This window comes from Venatorbacter sp. C2-1 (assembly GCF_022832715.1).
GTDB classification, from domain to species: domain Bacteria; phylum Pseudomonadota; class Gammaproteobacteria; order Pseudomonadales; family Oceanobacteraceae; genus Venatoribacter; species Venatoribacter alkanivorans.
Genome location: NZ_CP094879.1, coordinates 425,217 through 447,621, shown reverse-complemented (window position 1 = coordinate 447,621; position 22,405 = coordinate 425,217). Strand labels below are relative to the sequence as shown.

The following is a 22,405-nucleotide window of genomic DNA, read 5'->3' as shown; positions in this document are numbered from 1 at the left end:
GTTAGGATAGCATTGCTACGGTAAAAGAGGCCATAAACAAAAACGCGGCTACCCACCGGGTAAGCCGCGTTTTATGCCGTTTGTCACATTCTGCCTAAAACAGGCAGAAAATGGCTTATACGTCGAGGTAGTCGAGAATACCTTCAGCGGCGTTACGGCCTTCCCAGATGGCAGTAACCACCAGATCAGAACCACGTACCATATCGCCACCGGCAAACACTTTCGGATTAGAGGTCTGGAACTTGAATTCCTGCTCTTCCGGTGCAACAACACCATCCCAGCTATTCAGTTCGATACCGAAATCCTTAAACCATGGCGCCGGGCTTGGACGGAAACCGAAAGCCACCAGTACCGCGTCTGCTGGCAGGATCTCTTCAGAACCTTCCACCACTTCCGGACGGCGACGGCCGTTTTCATCAGGCTCGCCCATCTGCGTGGTCACGACTTTTACGCCTTCCACTTTGCCATCGCCAACAATGGCAACAGGCTGACGGTTGAACAGGAAGTTCACACCTTCTTCACGGGCGTTAACCACTTCGCGCTTGGAACCCGGCATGTTGTCTTCATCACGACGGTAAGCACAGGTTACTTTGGCTGCCCCCTGACGGATGGAGGTACGGTTACAGTCCATCGCTGTATCACCACCACCGAGAACCACAACTTTTTTGCCTTTAACGCTGACAAAATCCGCGGCGTCTTTCTCAAAGCCGAGGTTACGGTTGACGTTGGAGATGAGGAAATCCAGTGCATCATGAACGCCCGGCAGATCTTCACCCGGGAAACCGCCCTTCATGTAGTTGTAGGTACCCATACCCAGGAACACGGCGTCGAATTCATCGATGATGCTCTGGAAATCAACGTCTTTGCCCACCTCAGTGTTCAGACGGAATTCCACACCCATGCCTTCGAAGACTTTGCGACGGTTAACCATCACGCTCTTTTCCAGCTTGAATTCAGGGATACCGAAGGTCAGCAGACCACCGATTTCCGGGTACTTGTCGAATACCACCGGGGTAACACCGTTACGCACCAGCACATCGGCCGCACCCAGACCTGCAGGGCCGGCACCGATGATGGCAACGCGCTTACCGGTTGGCACCACCTTAGACATATCCGGCTTCCAGCCCATGGCGAAGGCCGTATCGGTGATGTATTTCTCAACATTACCAATGGTTACTGCGCCAAAGCCGTCGTTCAGGGTACAGGCCCCTTCACACAGACGGTCCTGCGGACATACACGGCCACAGACTTCCGGCAGGGTATTGGTCTGATGGCTCAGCTCTACCGCTTCCAGAATGTTGCCTTCGCTGGCCAGTTTCAGCCAGTTAGGAATGTAGTTGTGTACCGGGCACTTCCACTCGCAGTATGGGTTACCACACGCCAGGCAGCGGTGTGCCTGGTCATTAACCTGTTCCTGTTTGAAAGGCTCATAAATCTCCACGAACTGCGCTTTGCGCAGATCGATGGATTTTTTTGCCGGGTCCTGACGACCCACTTCGACAAACTGGAAATTATTGTTCAGACGTTGCGCCATCTCGAACCTCTCTCTCTCGTCCTGTACCGATTACTCAGGACGAGCACGGGTGTTATTCAGCAATTGTTGTAAGTCGGCCGCTTTTGGTTTCACCAGCCAGAATTTACCGATGAAGCCATCGAAGTCATCCAGAATGGTCTGACCCCAGGCGCTGCCGGTCTCGCCGACGAATTCACGCAGCACGCCGCGCAGATGGCTGCGGTGTGCTTCGGTCAGTTCGTTGGAGATACGATGGATATCCACCAGCTCGTGGTTGTACTTGTCGACAAAGCTGTTATCGAGGTCGAGTACATAAGCAAAACCACCGGTCATACCTGCACCGAAGTTATAGCCGGTTGCGCCCAGCACACAGACCATACCGCCGGTCATATATTCGCAGCAGTGATCGCCTGCGCCTTCAACAACCGCATGCGCACCGGAGTTACGTACACCGAAACGCTCACCGGCACGGCCGGCCGCCAGTAATTTACCGCCAGTCGCACCATACAGACAGGTGTTACCAACGATGGAGGTGTCATTCGAGTTAAAGGCCGAACCTTTTGGTGGGAAGATCACCAGCTTACCGCCGGTCATACCTTTACCCACGTAATCGTTGGCATCACCTTCCAGCACCATTTCCAGACCACCAGCGTTCCACACGCCGAATGACTGACCGGCAACACCGGTCAGATTCATGCGTACTGGCTTGTCAGCCATGCCCTGATTGCCATAACGCTTGGCAATCTCACCGGACAGACGCGCACCGATAGAGCGGTCGCAGTTGGTGATGCGGAAACTGAATTCACCGCCAGCTTTATTTTCAATAGCTGGCAGAACATCCTGCACCATGCGCTCAGCCAACAGGCCTTCATCGTACGGAGTGTTGCGCTCGACCTTAACGGTATGCGGCTTATCAGCAGGAATATGGTCGTTAGCCAGTAACGGCATCAGATCCAGATTACGCTGCTTGCTGGTCAGGCCTTCCAGCATATCCAGCAGATCAGTACGGCCAACCAGTTCTTCCATGCTGCGCACACCCAGCTGAGCCATCCAGCCGCGTACTTCTTCAGCGAGGAAGCGGAAGTAGTTTTTCACCATCTCGGCGGTACCGATGTAGTGCTCTTCACGCAGACCATCGTTCTGGGTGGCAACACCGGTCGCACAGTTGTTCAGGTGACAGATACGCAGGTACTTACAACCCACAGCTACCATTGGCAGCGTACCGAAACCGAAAGATTCAGCACCCAGAATCGCCGCTTTCACCACGTCCAGACCAGACTTCAGACCACCGTCGGTCTGTACGCGGACTTTGCCGCGCAGGTCGTTGGCACGCAGCGCCTGATGAGCTTCGGACAGACCCAGCTCCCATGGCGAACCGGCATATTTGATCGAGGTGATCGGCGAAGCCGCTGTACCACCGTCATAACCGGAGATGGTGATCAGGTCGGCGTAAGCCTTGGCCACACCGGCCGCAATGGTGCCCACGCCTGGCTCAGATACCAGCTTCACCGAGACCAGAGCCGCCGGATTCACCTGTTTCAGGTCGAAAATCAGCTGAGCAAGGTCTTCAATCGAGTAAATGTCGTGGTGCGGTGGTGGCGAAATCAGGGTTACACCAGGTACGGAGTAACGCAGGGTCGCGATCAGGTCGTTAACCTTACCACCCGGCAGCTGACCGCCTTCACCCGGCTTGGCACCCTGAGCAACTTTAATCTGCAGCACATCAGCGCTGGCCAGATAGGCCGGGGTTACACCAAAACGACCGGAAGCAATCTGCTTGATCTTGGAGTTTTTGTTGGTGCCGTAACGGGCCGGATCTTCACCGCCCTCACCGGAGTTGGAACGGCCACCCAGTTCGTTCATCGCTTCAGCCAGCGCTTCGTGCGCTTCAGGCGACAGAGCACCCAGCGACATCGCCGCAGTATCAAAGCGTGGGTACAGCTTCTCAGCCGGTTCCACTTCACTGATATCGATTGGCGTGATGTCTTTGCGCAGGCTCAGCAGGTCACGGATAGTCGCTACCGGACGCTTGTTCACCAGCTCGGCGAAACGGTCGTAGGCTTCCTGACTGTTGGTCTGTACGGCTTCCTGAATGTTTTTCACAACATCCGGGTTATAGGCGTGGTATTCACCGCCGTGCACGTATTTGATCAGACCACCCTGGTCGATTTTCTTACGGGTTTTCCAGGCATTCTTACGCACCAGCTCGAGATCTTCTTCGAAATCGGCAAAGGTCGCGCCCTGAATACGGCTGGTAACGCCACAGAAACACAGATCGACGACTTCTTTGCTCAGACCCACAGCTTCAAACAGCTGCGAACCACGGTAAGAGGCAACGGTCGAGATACCCATTTTGGACATCACTTTCAGCAGGCCCTTGCGGATAGCCTTGCGGAAATTCTGCTGAGACTTCAGCGGATCGCCCAGCAATTCGTTGGTGCGGTGCAGATCGGTCAGCACGTCATAAGCCAGCCACGGATAAACCGCGGTCGCACCGAAGCCCAACAGCACAGCAAACTGATGCGCGTCACGGGCAGAACCGGTTTCAACGATGATATTACCGTTGGTACGCAGGCCCTGTTTAACCAGACGGTGATGCACCGCACCGGTTGCCATAACCGCAGGAATAACCCATTGGCTGTCGTTCACATCGCGGTCCGACAGGATGATCATAACGGTACCGTTACGCATCGCCTGTTCTGCCTGATCGGCCAGGTTGATCACCGCCTGCTGCAGACCCACTGTCGGGTCAAATGCCAGCGACAGGGTGGTATGAGAAAACGCTTCCAGACCGGTGGTTTTCAGGCCATGGAATTTCAGCGGTGACAGTACCGGTGAGGTCAGGATGATGCGGTTGGCATGATCAGCACCGGTTTCGAACACGTTTTTCTCGGCGCCGATGCAGGTTTCCAGCGACATCACGATAGCTTCACGCAGCGGATCGATCGGCGGGTTGGTAACCTGCGCAAACTGCTGGCGGAAGTAATCGGCCATATGGCGTACGCGCTGAGACAGCACAGCCATTGGCGTGTCATCGCCCATAGAGCCAGTCGCTTCCTGACCTTCTTCGCCCATAGGGCGCAGCACCTGATCACGCTCTTCGTTGGTAACCAGTTGCAGCTTCTGATGAGTATTGAGCTGATCGCCGGACAGCGCTTCAGCATCATCAACTTTTTGCAGCAACAGCTGACTTTCCATACGGATGGCATTTTCTTTCAGCCATTTCTTGTACGGGAACTCAGACTTCAGTGCATTGTCGATGTCTGCGGCGTTAAGCAACTTACCTTCTTTGGTATCAATCGCGAGGATTTCACCCGGACCGACACGGCCTTTAGCCACGACGTCTTCCGGCTTGTAGCCGTAAACACCGACTTCAGATGCAACGGTAATGAAGTTGTCTTTGGTGATAACCCAGCGCGATGGACGCAGACCGTTACGGTCAAGGCCACACACGGCGTAACGGCCATCGGTAATAACCAGACCAGCCGGGCCGTCCCACGGCTCCATATGCATGGAGTTGTATTCATAGAAAGAACGCAGATCGGCATCCATAGTTTCGACGTTCTGCCAAGCAGGCGGAATCATCATACGGATGGCACGGAACAGGTTCATACCACCGGTAACCAGCAATTCCAGCATGTTATCCATGGAAGAAGAGTCAGAACCTGTGGTGTTAACAATAGGAGCAAGATCACTCAGGTTAGGCAGCAGATCACTCTGGTACTTACCGGTACGGGCATTAGCCCAGCTGCGGTTACCCTGAATGGTGTTGATCTCACCGTTGTGCGCCAGCATGCGGAATGGCTGAGCCAGCTGCCAGCGCGGCATGGTGTTGGTAGAGAAACGCTGATGGAATACGCAGATAGCGGTTTCCATACGCTCGTCACCGAGATCCAGGAAGAAGTTCGGCAGATCGACCGGCATGGTCAGACCTTTATAGGACAGCACGCGGTCTGACAGACTGGCGATGTAGAAATCCGGGTATTCGCTCAGTGCTTTCTCGGCGTAGCGACGCGCGTAGAACAGTTTCACGGCGAACATGGTTTCGTCCAGCTCAGAGTCGGCAGCAATAAATACCTGCTCAAAACGCGGCAGGCAGTCGATAGCCATCGGTCCCAGGCAGTCATTATTGGTTGGCACGGTGCGCCAGCCCAATACAGACAGACCCTGACTGCTGAGAGCTTGCTCAACGGCGGTTTTCTGCTTGCTGAAAATGGCATCATCAAGATCCATAAACAGCATACCAACAGCGTACTGAGCCGGTAATTCAATACCTGCTTGTGCAGATACAGCACGCAGGAAAGAATCCGGCTTCTGGATCAACAGACCGCATCCGTCACCGGTTTTGCCATCCGCAGCAATACCGCCACGGTGTGTCATACAGGTTAAGGATTCGATTGCTGTCGTTAACAGCTTGTGACTCGGCTGCCCTTCCAGATGGGCTAACAAACCGAATCCACAGTTGTCCTTAAAGTCGCCTGGAGTATACAGACCAGTTCTCATAGAACAGCTCTCATCAGTAAAAACAATTGAAAAATCAAGGGCTTACAACAGCCTAATGCTCAAAATTTAAGCAGCATCGAGACAAAAGGACGCTCATTCTACACATCTGAGGGCCCTGTCACAAATATGAGCGTTTTTGCGTATTGTTGTAAGGCAGCGACGGAAGGCTGCCTGAGGAGTCAAATAGCAGTCAGAAAAGCCTTCTCAGCGCAGTACATCCTGCACCGCAGAAACCTCACGAATCCAGGGAGACTGCGTACGCAGTTCCCGCGGCAGCGCATTTACCGCAGCTTTGGCTTCAGCGCGATTGCCATAAACACCCGCCACCACGACAAACCACGGACGGTTATTATGCTCGGTACGGTACTGGTACAGCGAACCTGCAACCTGCGATTGCCACTGCTGGCGGAAACCTTTGGCATTCTCCGCCTGATAACTCCCAAACAGCTGCACAACAAAACCACCGTTCGCTGCCAGCAAGGCACGCTCATCAGGGCTGCGCTGCGGTTTGACAACGGCAGGCGCGGTCACTTCAGCTGCAGCAGGAGTGCTAACCGGCTGTCTGGCCACCGGTGCGGCGATAGCGGTTGTTTCTGCAACCGGCGCCTGAGTCGGCGCAGAGGCCACAGTTTCGGGCTGTGTTTCAGCACTTCCGGCAGAGGTTTCTGCTGCGGAATAATTGTAATCAGGCTCTCCGGCTGTACTGTCGGTTTTCACCACAGGTGGAGTGATTTCTGTTGTTTCAATACTTTCAGATTCAATACTCTCATTGCCGCTCGCGGGAGTACTGATAAAAGGTGATTGCTCACTGTCAGTGAGTGTATCCGTAACCGCCAGTGAGTTATCCGGCAAGGTGGCGGGAACAAGCGTCGCCGGCTCATCAGCATCGCGGTACAGAAAGGAAACAATCAGTGCCGCAGCCACACCGGCAATCGCCAGCATATGCAATAAAGGAAAACGGTTTGCCTGAGTCGTTGCTTTGGCTGCCGGTACCGCTTCAGCCATTCCGGGTGACAGCAGGTAATCTTCAGCCTGATGCAACAGCGACTGCGGCCAGCCGCCCGATTGCTGCCAGATAAACAGCAGTTCATCCTGACTCAGCACCAATGGCTGACCCGGACTAAACACCTGCTGAATCAGCGCGGCGGAATCGTCGAGTGACAGAGACTCAAGATGCAGAACATGCACAGGCGCCTGCGCCGGGCTTTCGCGGAATGCCAGCTCAAAACCCGGCTGACCAAATAACGCAAAAGATATTGCCTGAGGGGCCAGCAGCGCAAAGTGAGCTATTTCATTAAGAGTATCAGCATCAAGCTGGTCGGCCTGATCAATAATAACCAGCAGACTGATACCATCGTTGTAGCGCAGCAGAGCAATATCTTTGATGGCTTCGCGGGCATGAACAATATCATCGGCCAGCTGCGGCATATCCCAGTAGCGGGCAATCTGATTGAGGATGGCCGGCATACCCAGCATCAGATCTGCGGTAATAAACAGGCTTTCTTCCGGTTCTTCACGCTGAGCAGCCAAGGCCTGGGACAAAACGGTCTTACCACTGCCTTCAGGCCCGGTTACGGCAACCAGAAGCTCGCTGTAAGACGCCAGATGCGCAAGCAACTCAAGATGCTTGCGCTGACCAGACAGTAACTGCGGCAAAGGCAAATGGTATCCGTTTTCCGGATCTGCAGTGCTGCTGTTGCGATGCGCGTCCAGATCCAGATTAAAATCGGTTTCCATAGTGCCTCCTTCAGGGTCTGAGTTAAGCCGTACCGAGTTTATCCCCTGCCAGCAGGGTTTGCGTCAACAGGTCTTTTGGTACATCCGAGGTCATATAAGCCTCACCAATACGCTGCAGCAGTACCAGGCGAATGCGACCGTCCAGCACCTTTTTATCCACCTGCATACGTGACAGATAGTCTTCCACTGACATATTGGCCGGACCAACCACAGGTAATTGCGCCGCCTGCAGCAATGAGCGCAGCTCACGCAATTCATCAGCACTGATATGCCCCATCCGCCAGCCAAGGTCAGCAGCCATCAGCATGCCGGCACCAACAGCCTCACCATGCAGCCACTGACCATACCCCTGATGGGCTTCGATCGCATGACCAAAGGTATGGCCCAGATTCAGAATCGCGCGGATACCGGATTCCGTTTCATCCTGCGCCACCACTTCGGCCTTATCCTGACAGGATCGTTCAATCGCATACGCCAGAGCCTGCGGTTCTCGCGCCATCAGAGCCTGAATATTGTCTTTAATCCACTGATAAAAAGCAGAGTCACAGATAAGACCGTATTTAATCACCTCTGCCAGACCGGCTGACAGCTCACGCTCAGGCAGAGTGTTCAGGGTAGTTGTATCGGCGATCACACACTGCGGCTGATGAAAAGCGCCGATCATGTTTTTACCCAGCGGATGATTCACACCGGTCTTGCCGCCGACAGAAGAATCAACCTGCGACAGCAGCGTAGTGGGCACCTGAATAAAGTTCACTCCCCGCTGATACGAAGCGGCCGCATAACCGCACATATCACCAACAACGCCGCCACCAAGGGCCAGCAGGGTTGTCGTACGGTTATGCTGCTTCTGCAGCAGGGCATCATAGATCAGGTTCAGTGTACTGAGATCTTTGTAGGCCTCGCCATCCGGCAGGATGACTTCATCCACCTGATAATCCGCCAGCGCCGCTTTGACCTGCTGCAGGTATAAAGGAGCGACGGTTTCATTGGTGACGATAAGAACCTGGCGGCCTTTAATATAAGGGGTGTATAACGCAGAATCGCCAAGCAGCGCGGCTCCGATAAATATCGGGTAGCTGCGGTCGCCCAGATCGACGGTCAGGGTATTCATGTGTGTCAGCCTTTTATAAGCCTTTTAAGTTCCTGCACCACCCAGCGCGGGTTGCGCTGGTCGGTTTCAATAATGATGTCTGCAATTTCCCGATACAACGGATCGCGGGCACTGAACAGGTCGCGCAGAATACGCTCCGGGTTTTCAGCCTGCAGCAACGGACGGTTTTTATCTTTGGCCGTACGCGCAAGCTGTTGCTCGACCGAGGTGCAAAGATAAACGACCGTGCCGCGCGCACTCAGGTGACGGCGGTTTGCTTCGCGCATAACCACACCACCACCAGTGGCCAGTACGATTGAACCCATCTGGGTCAGTTCGTCGATGGCCTGCTCTTCACGCTCACGAAAGCCACTCTCCCCTTCCATATCAAAGATCCAGGGAATATTGGCGCCGCAGCGCTCTTCAATGACTTTATCAGAGTCAAAGAATTCGAGTTTGAGTTCGGCGGAAAGCAAACGGCCAATGGTGCTTTTTCCCGCACCCATTGGCCCTATAAGAAAGACGGATTGTGATCGCTTCATAGATTAACGATTGCTGAGCGAATCCTTAACCAGACGTGGAGTGATAAACACCAGCAGTTCGCTCTTGTCTTCGGAGTGGCTGTTATAACGGAACAGCGCGCCAATTAATGGCAGGTCACCAAAGAACGGCGTTTTACTGATTGCCGTCACTTCTTCCGAGCGGAAAATACCGCCCAATACGACAGTTTCGCCATTATCGACCAGCACCTGAGTTTCCACCGCATTGGTGTTGATGCTTGGTCCTGCAGGGGTCAATTCACCAACGGAGTCCTGATTGATCACCAGATCCATAATGATGCGGTCATCCGGTGTAATCTGCGGCGTTACTTCCAGACGCAGAACCGCAGACTTGAACGACACATTGGTTGCACCACTGGAACTGGCCTGTTGGTATGGAATTTCAGTACCGGACTCAATAGAAGCCGTCTGACCATCGGCTGTAATCACCCGTGGCTGTGATACGATTTCCGCACGACCATCGGTTTCAATTGCAGCTAACTCCAGATCCAATAAATAATCTGCAGTCTGATAGCCAATAGCGAAGGTTGTGGCCGCGGCATTAGTCACACCAAAATCAACGATATTGGCTGAAGTCAGATTGATGGCTTCCGGCTCGTCACCATTAAAGCGGTCAAGCAGAATCTGATTGCCTTCCGCCAGTGTCGCTTGACTACCCCCAACCACGGTTGAACGAGTAAAATCATTGCCACTGTTTTTTTGGTAGCCGGCACCACCCCACTTAACACCCATTTCTTCGCCGACACTGGTCGTCGCAACAACGATACGGGCTTCAATAAGCACCTGACGCACTGGCACATCCAGCATATTCAGAGCTTCACGGACTTTTTCCAGATTACCAGCGGTATCTTTCATGAGCAGAGTATTCGTGCGTTCATCAACGACCGCAGAGCCACGCTCAGACAACAAACCCTGCTCGGAAGTCAGCAGCTTCGCCAGATCGCTGGCTTTAGCATATTTTAACTGCATGTACTCAGTAACCAGAGGAGCCAGCTCTTCAACCTGCTTCACCGCTTCCAGTTCGATTTTTTCACGCGCAGCAATTTCCTCGGATGGCGCGATCAACAATACAGACCCCATCTGACGCTTACCCAGCCCTTTGGTTTTCAGCACCAGATCCAGCGCCTGATCCCACGGCACATTTTGCAGACGTAATGTAATACTGCCCTGAACAGTGTCTGATGCCACCAGATTCAAACCGGTAAAGTCGGCAATCAGCTGCAACACGGCACGAACTTCAATATTCTGGAAATTAAGCGACAGCTTTTCGCCGGTAAACGGGAATTGCTTCTTACGCTCTTCTCTCTGCTCTTCCGGCACTACAGATACGTTAATAGAGAGCAGTTTATCTGTCTGATAAGCCAGATATTCAAAATCATCGCCCACAGGCTCAATCACAATACGGGTAGAGCTATCTTCGCGTTTGGTATCAACATAACGAACCGGCGTGGCAAAATCAGTGACATCCAGGCGACGACTCAAAGCTTCCGGCAGGCGTACGCCTTTAAGATCGGCAATAATTTTATTGCCCTCACGGCGAATATTGGCAGATGCGCGAGGGTCATTCAGCATAATCTGAACCTGACCTTCTCCCAACTCACCACGACGAAAATCAACATTAACTACTTTCAGGTCATTATTGAGCATGCCTGACGGAGAGCTGGATTTAACATCAGCAGCAAATACTTTGTCACCTTCCGTCTGCCCAATCCGTAACAGCAGAGTATTCCCCTCAACCTTAGTGGTATAACCCACCAGGCGGGTCAGATTAATAACCAGACGAGAACGATCTTTGGTCGACACCAAGGTGGCGCTGCGTGCATTACCGGAGCCAATCTGATGGCGCTTTGTTTTCAGCGTACTGACCACACCTGGCAAATCCAACGCAATACGGGCTGGCTGCTCAATGGTATAGCCACTGACTTGTGGCGGTGTTCCATCAAATTCCATCCGGATCTCGGTCACATCACCAGGTAAAGATGAAAAACGAAGATCGTTAAGTGTCGTTGCAGAAGCAAGCGAGGCCATAAAAGCCAGCATCAGGACTGGTAGCGCCTTTATCATTGCGTGAAAACCTTTCACCGTATTCATAAAATTACTCTCCACCCAGTCCTTCCAGAGCCAAAGTTCTCGGCCGCTCAATCCAGCCACCAATACCATTAGGTACAATTTCAATCAGATTTATTCTGTATTCGGAGATCGACAGAATACGGCCATGATTCTGGCCCATATAATTGCCTTCCTTTACCCGGACAACGCTGTTGTCACCGTCTTTGATTAAAGCCCAGAGCACACCGTCATCACGCGCCAGGGTTCCTACCATTGACAAAGACCCAAGAGCATACTGCTCAAGATGTTCTTTTGGTCGCTCCAGATCAGGTCTGATATCACTCGCCGGCTGTACGTTAATCTCGGCATCAGCAACCACGGGCAACTCAAAAGGAGAGCGTAAGCCGGCGGCACTATAGCTGAAAAACTCATAAGGCTTAAACACAGGTATAGGCTCAATTCGTCCACGGGGCTTATTCAAAGTATCTTCGACGAAGCGCTTCAGATCTGCGCTGTCTGAAGTTCCAGAACAGGCCGTCAAAAAAACAGAAGAGATAACAAGGAGAGGCAGCATCAGCTTACTCATATTACTTACCTCCCTCATCACTGCTGTATTGATACGTTTTGGCCAGAATTTTCATTTTCAGAGCGCCATCTTTACCTGACTTTTCGATAGAAAAGTCATGCAAGGTCACAATACGCGGAAGGGAAGCAACCGATGATACGAACGCCCCCATCTCGTGATAACCACCAACCACTTCAATATCAATTGGCAGCTCGTTATAGAATTCTGTTTTGGTCATTTTCTGCGGATCGATAGCATTCAGTTTAAGGCCAGCACTCAACGCCGCTGAGCTGATATCGTCAATAAGACCAGGAACTTCAGTATCCCGCGGCAGCTGTTTAAGCAGCGAGCCGAAGCTTTCTTCCATTTCGACCATCTGCGACTTGTACGCGGCCAGGTTGGCCACGCTAAAAGCCTTATTTTCATAATCTTTTTTCAGAGTCGCTTCTTTTTTGACTTCCCGACTAAGACGATCAAGATTCTCTTCCACTATGCCGAAGTAGCCACCGACCAGCACTGCAATAAAAATCAATACACAGAAAACAACCTTTCCGGGAAAAGGCCAGGAGCCCATATTCTCCCAGTCGATATTATTCAGATCATCAAGTTGAAACTCATTAAGCTTCTCGGTGAGGGCCTTCAAGTCTATTTTTTTCAGGTCAGCCATGCTGTCACTCCTCTGCCGCTTTTGGCTGAACACGCTTCATCGTAACCTCAAATTCATTCACGCCCTCTGATTTGGCCTGAACGCGAATAAGAGCAGGATCGGCAAACCAGTCAGACTGATCAAAGTTACGCATCAAAGCAGCTACCCGGTTATTAGACTTAGCGACCCCTTTAACGGTTACATCAGTCCCCTTGATACTAAGGGATGAAAAATAAAGGTCTTCCGGAACAGAACGAGCCACTTCATCGAACACACGCACGATAATCGGACGATTACCCTGCAATGCCTGAATCAATTCCATCCGCTCAATCAGCTGTTTACGTTTATCTTTTAACTCACGGATCTCGGATATCTTCGCTTCAAGAACCTTGGTTTCATTGGTAATGTAGGCATTTCTTCGGTTCTGAGTCTGAATGCCGCTTTCATAATAATCATTAACAAGATAAATAATCGCAGCCGCAGCAAAAGCAACCAGAGCAATCACGCCGTAAAATTCATTCTGTTTTTCTTTCCGCAGCGCCTGACGCCACGGCAGCAGGTTAATATTGGCCATTAATCAAAGCTCCTCATCGCCAGCCCGCACGCAATCATCAACGAAGGCGCGTCGCCATTCAGCAGATTCGCGTTAACCTTCTGCGACAGCGTCATATTCACAAAGGGATTGGCAATCACAGTTGCGATACCCATAGCGTCCTGAACCTGGTCCGACAGATAGGGGATAGAAGAAGTACCACCGGCAAGAATGATGTAATCAACATCATTAAACTGGCTGGACGAGTAAAAAAACTGCAGCGAACGGCTGACCTGCTGAACTACCGCACGGCGGAAAGGCTCCAGAACCTCACTTTCGTAGTCATCCGGTAAACCACCTTCCAGCTTAGCCCGTGTCGCTTCTTCTTCACTGAGACCATAGCGGCGCATGATATCTTCACTCAGCTGCTTACCACCGAATAACTGTTCACGGGTATAAATGGATTTGCCTTCATGCAACACGCTGAGCGTGGTCATAGTCGCACCGATATCCAGAATAGCGACGGTTTCAATCTCGTCACCATCCAGCTGACCTGCCAATAAAGAGAAGGCGCGTTCGGTACAGAAAGCTTCAACATCCACAACCGCAGCTTCGAGGTTAGCGTATTCAACCGCGTCTTTACGGCGCTCAACGGTTTCAGAACGGCAGGCCGCCAGCAGAACATCTACCATGTCATTGCCAGAGTCGGACGGGCCCTGGATTTCCCAATCCAGCGCAACTTCTTCCAGAGGATAGGGAATATACTGATCCGCTTCAGCGCGGATCTGGAAGTCCATTTCATCATCTTTCAGCTTGCCGTTCATCTGCACTGTTTTGGTGATTACCGCAGAGCCGGCAACAGCAATAGCTGCACGCTTGGCACTGGCACGGGAACGACTCAAAGCACGACGTATTGCTTCGCCAACCGCTTCGTCATTGCTGATGCTTTGTTCAACCACAGCGTTGGCAGGCAGGGGTTCAGCGGCATAAGCTTCAACCTGATAGCGATCGTTATTGCGACTCAACTCAAGGACTTTTACCGAGGTGGAACTGATATCCACCCCGAGAATTGCCTTGTTCTTCTTATTAAACAAGTTAGCCAGCACGACAAAATCCCCATCAAATTCGCGAACTTGCACGCACAAGCTCACTCAGATCCTATATAGTCGAAGTCATTATAAGCACATTCCTATTAAAAGAACAAAAAACCCTTATAATGCCGCAACCCGCATATTCACTGGCTTCCCGAGGCGATGACAATCTTTTTTTATGACTAAGTCACACCCGCTCCTGCAATTGTTTTTTTGGCTCGTAATGTCCATTTTTGCCGGCGCCGGCATACTGATGATGGCAATCTACCTTTATCTCGCTCCGACCCTGCCGGATACCGAAGAACTGAAGGACATCGAACTGCAGACGCCACTGCGGGTGTACTCCGCTGACGACAAGCTGATCAGTGAGTTTGGCGAGAAGCGCCGTACACCTCTGACCTTTGCTGAAACACCGCCACAATTCATCAATGCCCTGCTCGCCTCTGAAGATGACGGCTTCTTTGAACACTTCGGGATCGACCTGAAAGGCCTTGCCCGCGCGGTGTTCGAGCTGATCCGCACCGGCAAGAAAAAATCCGGTGGCAGCACCATCACTATGCAGGTGGCCAAGAACTATTACCTGTCATCGGAGAAGACCTTTGCGCGTAAATTCACCGAGATTCTGCTGGCTCTGAAAATTGAACAAAGTTTGAGCAAACAGGAAATCCTCGAGCTCTACATCAATAAAATCTATCTGGGCAAGCGCGCCTACGGTATCGAAGCGGCGGCGCAGGTTTACTACGGCAAATCCATCAAGGAGCTGAATCTGGCGCAATTGGCCATGATCGCTGGCCTGCCCCAGGCACCCTCAGCGGCCAACCCGGTTAACAACCCGCGCCGCGCCCTCGATCGTCGCAACTATGTACTGGCACGTATGCGCACCCTTGAAATGATCAGTGCCGAAGAGTTTGACCAGGCTGCGCGAGCTCCGGTTACCGCCCGCTATCATGGCGCAACCTCCGAAGTTCTTGCCCCCTACGTTGCCGAGATGGTGCGCCGCGAAATGGTCGAGCGCTATGGTGATGATGCCTACACTGCAGGCTACAACGTCTACACAACCGTTGATGCCAGCCGCCAGCTGGCAGCCAACCGGGCACTGCAGACCGGATTGCTGAAATATGACCGCGATCACGGTTACCGCCAGCCCAAACCGATGGCCCCGGTCATGACCCTTGAAGTGGCTGACAATCCCGAACTGGAACCCTGGCTCAGCAAGGCCGACAGGGCTCATGATACCGACTGGCCACAAACCCTCGACCAGTGGAATGACATTCTGCGCGATCAGGATGATATGGGGCTGATTTCTCCGGCAATTGTCCGCAGCGTCGAACAAGATGGCGCCTGGATCTACCAGAACAACAGCGAACGCTGGCTGCCATTCAGCGGCATGCTCTGGGCCAAACCCTACGTTGACGTCAACATCATTGGTGCCGAGCCCAAGCAACCATCCGATGTACTCAGTATTGGTCAGCGCATCTGGGTAGAAGAAAGCCGCGACGCCCTGCTGCTCGCCCAGGTTCCTGAGGTCGAAGGCTCCATCGTTTCTTTGCGTCCAAAAGATGGCGCCATACAGGCTCTGGTTGGAGGCTTCTCTTTTGGCAGCAACAAATTCAACCGCGCAATCCAGGCCGAGCGCCAGCCAGGCTCTGCATTCAAGCCGTTCATATACAGTTCTGCGCTGGCTAACGGTTTCACACCCGCCAGCATTATTAATGATGCGCCGGTGGTATTCGAAGACGCCAGCCTGGAAAACACCTGGCGCCCGCAGAATAACAGCGGCAAGTTTTACGGCCCGACCCGTCTGCGTGAAGCGCTCTATAAGTCGCAGAATCTGGTGTCTATCCGTATTCTGAAGCAGGTCGGACCAGGCAAAGCCGTCAATTATATTGAGCCCTTCGGCTTCCCGCGCAGCAAGCTGAATGCCGACCTGTCGCTGGCTCTGGGGGCATCAGCCGTTACTCCGATGGAGCTGGCCACCGGTTACTGCGTACTGGCTAACGGCGGCTATGCCGTCGATCCTTATCTGATCAGCCGTATCGAAGACAGCAGCGGCAACGTCCTGTTTAGTGCCAACCCCCGAACTGTGTGTCGTGAGTGTGAGAAACAGCAGGCGACCGAAGCTGGCCAGGCACAACTTGCCGCCAGCGAATTGCTGGAGCAGCAACTGCAACAACAGCTGAACCCGGAAACAGAATCGCAGCCGGAAGAGCAGGAAGAAGCGCTGCCCACCGCACCACGCGTCATGGACTCACGCACCCACTTCCTGATGATCAGCATGCTGAAAGACGTGGTGCGCCTGGGAACCGGTAAACGCGCGCTGGCACTGAACCGTGATGATCTGGCCGGTAAAACCGGTACTACCAATGATCAGAAGGATGCCTGGTTCTCCGGTTTCAGCCCCGATCTGGTAACTACCGTATGGATTGGCTTTGACCAGCCGAAAACCCTCGGCCGCTGGGCATTTGGCTCCAACACCGCCTTGCCGGTCTGGGTCGATTATATGGGCAGCGCCCTGAACGGTGTGCCCGAGCATCCATTCGAGCAACCGGAAGGAATCGTCAGCGTACGCATTGACCCGGAAACCGGCTTACTGGCAGCACCGGGGCAAAACAATGCCATTTTTGAATATTTCAGAGAAGAAGATGTGCCCAGCCAGCCGGTTAAAATCACACCAACCAACGGCAGTGGTGAAACTGAGCTGGTGCCGGAGCAGCTGTTCTAACGAACACTGCTGAGGACGAAATACAGACATAAAAAAGGCCGGATCAACCGGCCTTTTTTGTGTTTATTTCAAACGATAAAACGGCGCTTACAGATCCACCAGCTTACCCGGATTCATCACGTTATTCGGATCGAATACCGCTTTCACCGCTTTCATATAAGCCAGCTCAGCCGCTGAGCGGGTATATTCCAGATACGGCTTTTTGGTCATGCCTACGCCGTGTTCGGCGGAAACCGAGCCGTCGTATTTCTGCACGATTTCAAATACCCATTTGGATACCTTGGCACAACGCTCGAAGAACTCTTCTTTCGCCAGCGCATCCGGCTTAAGAATATTCAGGTGCAGGTTGCCATCACCGATATGGCCGAACCAGATAATCTCAAAATCCGGATATTCACGGGTTACGATTTCATCAATATCGTTCAGGAATGGCGGTACTTTGGAAACAACCACGGAAATGTCGTTTTTGTACGGTGTCCACTCGGAAATGGTTTCAGAAATATCCTCACGCAGACGCCACAGATTCGCCGCCTGGGTTTCACTCTGACTGATCACACCATCAACCACCCAGCCGTTTTCCACACACTGCTCGAACAGGCTCATGGAAAGATCCATGTCGGCATCGGTGACGGCTTCAAATTCGATCAGCGCATAAAAATCGGCACTGCTGTCGAACGGCGCAGGCACATCGCCGCGCGCCAGTACTTTACGCATGGCTTTATCGGAGAAGAACTCAAATGCAGTCAGATCCATGCTGCCCTGGAACTGGTTCAGCACCTTCATCACGTCGTCCAGTTCAGGAATCGCCAGCACCAGTACAGTCAGGTTTTTCGGTGTACGGGTCAGGCGCATGGTAGCTTCCGTAATAAAGCCGAGCGTGCCTTCACCGCCGATAAACAGCTGACGCATATCGTAGCCGGTGTTGTTTTTCAGCAGGTCTTTATTCAGACGCAGAATTTCGCCCTGACCGGTTACTACGGTCAGACCCGCCACCCAGTCACGGGTCATACCCCAGCGGATTACTTTAATACCGCCGGCATTGGTGCTGATGTTACCGCCAATCTGGCTGGAGCCCGCAGAAGCGAAATCCACCGGGTAAAACAGGCCCTGCTCTTCGGCGTAATTCTGCAGCTGTTCGGTAATCACCCCGGCACCGCATTTAACGGTACGGTCAACGGCATTAAAGTCGCTGATCTGATTCATATAATCGAAGGCCACAACGATTTCGCCATTGGCTGCCACCGCGCCGGCACTCAGACCGGTACGGCCACCGGATGGCACCAGTGCCAGCTGATGCTCATTGGCCAGCAGTACGATATCGCGCACCTGCTCGGTGGTTTTCGGGAACACGATCGCAGTTGGCTTGGGCGCGTAGATTTTGGTCCAGTCTTTACCGAAGGTTTCCAGAGAGTCTGCATCGGTACGAACCTTATCGGCACCAACAATGGCCGATAACCGTTCAATCAGGGCGTCTTGAGTCAGGGCAGTCATGGGAGATTCCGCATAGATGAATGTCATTCACCTCAAATTGAGTATTCTTCGCGATGAAAAGCGAGTTTGAGGCTCACGTTAACAGGCCGGGTATGCTAGCATACGCGCCTTATTTTTCGGAGTGGTTTTCGCTCCGGAAGTGAGTCCGGCGCCTGTCGTTACCTGTGCTGTACCGTGCAAGCACCGGCCGGATTCACCGCAACGGTTCTACATACTGCATATAGGTACCATCATGGCTCAAACCTCCCTCGATAAAAGCAAGATCAAATTTCTCTTGTTGGAAGGCGTACACCAGTCGGCTCTCGAGACCCTGAATGCCGCCGGTTACACCAACATCGAGTACCTGAAGACCTCGCTGCCGGATGACGAGCTGAAAGCCCGCATCAAAGACGCACACTTTGTCGGCATCCGCTCCCGCACTCAGCTGACCGACGAAATCTTCGAAGCTGCCGAAAAACTGATCGCCGTGGGCTGCTTCTGTATCGGTACCAACCAGGTTGACCTGAAAGCGGCCACCAAGCGTGGTGTTGCGGTTTTCAACGCACCTTATTCCAACACCCGTTCCGTTGCCGAACTGTCTCTGGCCGAAATCATCATGCTGATGCGCGGTATTCCTGAGCGTAATGCCCAGTGTCACCGTGGCGGCTGGAACAAGTCTGCGGATAACTCTTACGAAATCCGTGGTAAGAAACTGGGCATCATCGGTTACGGTTCCATCGGTACTCAGCTGTCTGTAATGGCTGAGAGCATGGGTATGGACGTGTACTTCTACGACGTGGTTACCAAACTGCCACTGGGTAACGCCAAGCAGGTTGGTTCCCTGAACGAACTGCTGAATCTGGCCGATGTTGTTTCCCTGCACGTACCAGAAACCGCAGCTACCAAGTGGATGATGGGGCCTGAGCAGTTCGCACAGATGAAACAGGGTTCTATCCTGCTCAACGCCTCGCGCGGTACCGTGGTTGATATCGACGCTCTGGCCGAAGCCATCCGCAGCAAAAAACTGCTGGGCGCTGCGATCGACGTATTCCCGGTTGAGCCACGCGCTAACGGCGAAGAGTTCATTACTCCGCTGCGTGAATTCGACAACGTCATCCTGACTCCGCACGTGGGTGGTTCTACCCTTGAAGCACAGGAAAACATCGGTAAAGAAGTGGGCGAGAAGCTGGCTCAGTACAGTGATAACGGTACCACGACCTCTTCTGTTAACTTCCCGGAAGTGGCTTTGCCAGGCAACAAAAACGTGCACCGTATCCTGCACATTCACCAGAACGTTCCTGGCGTGATGAATGCGATCAACAGCATTTTCGCCGAGAACGGTATCAATATCTCAGGTCAGTACCTGCAGACTGTTGAAGAAGTGGGTTATGTGGTGATTGATGTTGCTGCTGACGCTTCTGAACTGGCTCTGGAAAAGATCAAAACTGTCGAAGGCACTATCCGCGCCCGCGTACTGTACTGATCGGTTCCGCTGTAATCCCTGTGATTGCGGCAATAAAAAACGGCAGCCCTGGCTGCCGTTTTTTTATGCCTGCTGTTTATCTGTTACTTCGTACCGCCATCACCAGCTCATCTGCCAGCCAAGGCGATTCAGCCAGCGCGGCGTGGTTTCATACAGTACCTGCTCAGGCAAGGCATCATACTGACTGCTGAGCGACCACTCCCCAAGCCAGGTACGCCAGCTCCAGCGTGCCAGCAAACGCTGCTGCCGGTAGCGCCCCTGCCCCGAATCATTATTCTGCCGGTTTGCATCCCAGAGAATACCGAGCATTTGCTCCTGCTGCTCAGCACTGTGGGTCCAGACCAGTCGCGCACTGCTCTCTGCCCCCAGTAGCAGCTCGCCGGCACGGCTGCTGTCACGCTGCTGGCGCAACAATGCCAGCCAGATACTGTGATTCCCCGAAGGCTGCCACTGCAGCTGTGACTCAACACCCTTCAGGGTCATCTGACCTTCATTGGCAAGCGAGGCACTGTTCAGGGTCACATTACTGCCAATCAGATCATCCAGCTGTTCGCGGAAAACCTTGATATCCAGCTGCAATGCCGCCTGCGGTAAATGTAAAAAGTAGCCCAACTCCCAGGCCTGAATACGTTCATCGCGCAAACCATCACGCCAGCTATCGGCGTTGGCATTAATAAACAAGCCACCCTGATCCAGATTGAGATAATTACTGCTTAAATCCGTGAGTACCGCACGGCCATTCAGATAACGCTCGGCAATATCCGGAGTGCGGCGGCTGCGCGAATACTGCACGCGGATACTCTGATCGGCCGCGGGCAGATAATTCAGCGCCAGTCGTGGCAGGTAGCTGACTTCCTCTTCGCTCTGATACTGTGCCATCAGTCCGGCTGACAGCAGCCAGGGTGGTGCCGGGCGATATTCCGCACTGGCAAAGGCCAGCCACTGGTCGTTGCGGACTTCACCCTGCAGATAAGTTGCTGAATTCACCAGATCACGCCGCAACCCGATCCCCTGTACCGAACGCAATTGCTCGCTCCAGCGCCGGGTATCCTGCAGTTCAATATCAAAGCGTTGCTCATAGACATCCAGATCACCACGCCCGCATAACATCTGATCCAGAGCATTGGCAGCCACAGCACGCTGCACAATCTGCTGCGCCGAGCTGTATTCACCGGCCGTTACCGCCGCAGTTAATCCCAGCCCCTGCTGTAATTGCGCGGCATCAAATACCCCCGCTGCCAGCCCCTGATAGAGCTGAGTAATCGCACTGCGCTCGCTGCTGCTTAACGCCGGATTCTGCAGCGGCATCAGGCCATAACCGAGCTTTTCTGCCAGCTGCGGATGCTGCTGATACAACTCACTCAGTTGTGCATCAAATGCCATGGACGGCGCACAGGCGTGGTAATCCACTTCACTGTTATCGGCCTGCCAATAGGCCTGAAGCTGAACCTCATGATCGGCCGAACGCTGACTGCGCCAGCGCAGCCAGCCCAGATCTGACTGTGCCGTCTGCTGTGGCGAGTCGGTCTGAAAATTACTATCAGCGAGATAATCACGCTGCAATTGCTGGCGCCCAATCTGCCAGCGCAACTCGTTATCCATATCCACCTGCCAGGCTCCGGACCAGTTCAGCCCACGCACCTGACGCAGATCCGGAAATCCACCCTGATCGCCAGCATCCGCATGGTAGCCACCATGCTCACCTTCCCGCCAGCCAAACAGACTTAGACGGCTTTGTTGCTGCGCCCCCTGCTGGCTGATGCTGGCATAGAATTGCGGACGTTGCTCTGAGCCAAAGCTGCCATTCAGGCGCAAACGCGCACTGTCAGCCGGGTGTCGGGTAATAATGTGAATAACACCCTGCAGGGCATTCATACCGTAACTGGCCGCACTCGGACCACGGGTAATTTCAATGCGTTCAATATCCTGCAGGGCAATGCCGAGCTGATCCCAGTCGACATTGGCAAAAGAGGCTTTATACACCGAGCGGCCATCCACCAGCACTTCCAGCCGCCGCGCCAGCGATACCTCACCCGAGTGATAAACCACACTGGTACGATTGGAATCCAGTTCGCGGGCGACAAACAGTCCGGGAACAAAGCGGAATAAAGAGGGGATATCGGCCGCACCCCAGAGACGGATCTGTTCGGCGGTAATAACGGTGACAGCGGCGGGAACTTCAGCCAGCGGTTGCTGCAGACGAACCGGGGTTAAAACCTGAGGGATATCGGGCTCGAATTCAAAGGCATCAATCTCTGCAGCCACAGAGGTGACGGATATTACCATGCATGAGCAAAGCAGTATCCGGCCCGCATACCCGCGCCTGTTCCCCGATTTCATTATGCATCCCTGCCCCATATAAGTGGCCAGATAGTACACAATTACGGCATGCCTGTTAATACCGCAACAGATCGGCCAGAGCCCATAAACACAGGGCAGAA

14 protein-coding genes are annotated in these 22,405 nt (G+C 53.2%); 2 read left to right on the top strand and 12 right to left on the bottom strand.

Features of this window, described 5'->3' with window-relative positions; all coding sequences use genetic code 11:
• Positions 1-115 precede the first annotated feature (115 nt).
• From MT343_RS01915 to MT343_RS01870, 10 genes are all read right to left on the bottom strand, one after another.
• On the bottom strand, positions 116-1,534 hold the full coding sequence (locus MT343_RS01915; RefSeq protein WP_145470748.1) for an FAD-dependent oxidoreductase: 1,419 nt from the start codon (positions 1,532-1,534) through the stop codon (positions 116-118).
• A gap of 30 nt (positions 1,535-1,564) precedes the next feature.
• Positions 1,565-6,016 (bottom strand): glutamate synthase large subunit, encoded by a 4,452-nt coding sequence (gene gltB, locus MT343_RS01910; RefSeq protein ID WP_145470746.1) that lies wholly within the window; start codon positions 6,014-6,016, stop codon positions 1,565-1,567.
• A gap of 204 nt (positions 6,017-6,220) precedes the next feature.
• Positions 6,221-7,753, bottom strand: a complete 1,533-nt coding sequence (locus tag MT343_RS01905) for an AAA family ATPase (protein WP_145470744.1) — start codon at positions 7,751-7,753, stop codon at positions 6,221-6,223.
• A gap of 22 nt (positions 7,754-7,775) precedes the next feature.
• On the bottom strand, positions 7,776-8,867 hold the full coding sequence (gene aroB / locus MT343_RS01900; protein WP_145470742.1) for a 3-dehydroquinate synthase: 1,092 nt from the start codon (positions 8,865-8,867) through the stop codon (positions 7,776-7,778).
• A 5-nt stretch (positions 8,868-8,872) separates the two neighbouring features.
• On the bottom strand, positions 8,873-9,388 hold the full coding sequence (gene aroK / locus MT343_RS01895; RefSeq protein WP_145470740.1) for a shikimate kinase AroK: 516 nt from the start codon (positions 9,386-9,388) through the stop codon (positions 8,873-8,875).
• Between the two features lie 3 nt (positions 9,389-9,391).
• Positions 9,392-11,446, bottom strand: a complete 2,055-nt coding sequence (gene pilQ / locus MT343_RS01890) for a type IV pilus secretin PilQ (protein ID WP_243989452.1) — start codon at positions 11,444-11,446, stop codon at positions 9,392-9,394.
• Positions 11,447-11,501: 55 nt separating this feature from the next.
• Positions 11,502-12,041, bottom strand: coding sequence for a pilus assembly protein PilP (locus MT343_RS01885; RefSeq protein ID WP_145470736.1), 540 nt, complete (start codon positions 12,039-12,041; stop codon positions 11,502-11,504).
• Between the two features lies 1 nt (position 12,042).
• Entirely contained in the window at positions 12,043-12,687 is a 645-nt protein-coding gene (locus MT343_RS01880; RefSeq protein WP_145470734.1) for a type 4a pilus biogenesis protein PilO, read from the bottom strand.
• A 4-nt stretch (positions 12,688-12,691) separates the two neighbouring features.
• Complete coding sequence (locus MT343_RS01875; protein ID WP_145470732.1) at positions 12,692-13,240, bottom strand: PilN domain-containing protein; 549 nt, start codon at positions 13,238-13,240, stop codon at positions 12,692-12,694.
• Entirely contained in the window at positions 13,240-14,337 is a 1,098-nt protein-coding gene (locus MT343_RS01870; RefSeq protein ID WP_366516530.1) for a pilus assembly protein PilM, read from the bottom strand. The genes MT343_RS01875 and MT343_RS01870 overlap by 1 nt, the downstream gene beginning before the upstream one ends.
• Positions 14,338-14,542: 205 nt before the next feature.
• On the opposite strand from MT343_RS01870, the gene MT343_RS01865 reads away from it, so the two are divergent.
• Entirely contained in the window at positions 14,543-17,011 is a 2,469-nt protein-coding gene (locus MT343_RS01865; RefSeq protein ID WP_243989451.1) for a penicillin-binding protein 1A, read from the top strand.
• 87 nt (positions 17,012-17,098) lie between these two features.
• Here MT343_RS01865 and MT343_RS01860 read toward each other — a convergent pair whose 3' ends face one another.
• Positions 17,099-18,502 (bottom strand): FAD-binding oxidoreductase, encoded by a 1,404-nt coding sequence (locus tag MT343_RS01860; protein WP_145470729.1) that lies wholly within the window; start codon positions 18,500-18,502, stop codon positions 17,099-17,101.
• Positions 18,503-18,734: 232 nt separating this feature from the next.
• Here MT343_RS01860 and serA point away from each other — a divergent pair, with 232 nt between their 5' ends.
• Complete coding sequence (gene serA, locus MT343_RS01855; RefSeq protein ID WP_145470727.1) at positions 18,735-19,964, top strand: phosphoglycerate dehydrogenase; 1,230 nt, start codon at positions 18,735-18,737, stop codon at positions 19,962-19,964.
• A 99-nt stretch (positions 19,965-20,063) separates the two neighbouring features.
• Here the strand turns inward: serA and MT343_RS01850 are convergent, their stop codons facing one another.
• Positions 20,064-22,250 (bottom strand): TonB-dependent receptor plug domain-containing protein, encoded by a 2,187-nt coding sequence (locus tag MT343_RS01850; RefSeq protein ID WP_186436027.1) that lies wholly within the window; start codon positions 22,248-22,250, stop codon positions 20,064-20,066.
• Positions 22,251-22,405 lie beyond the last annotated feature (155 nt).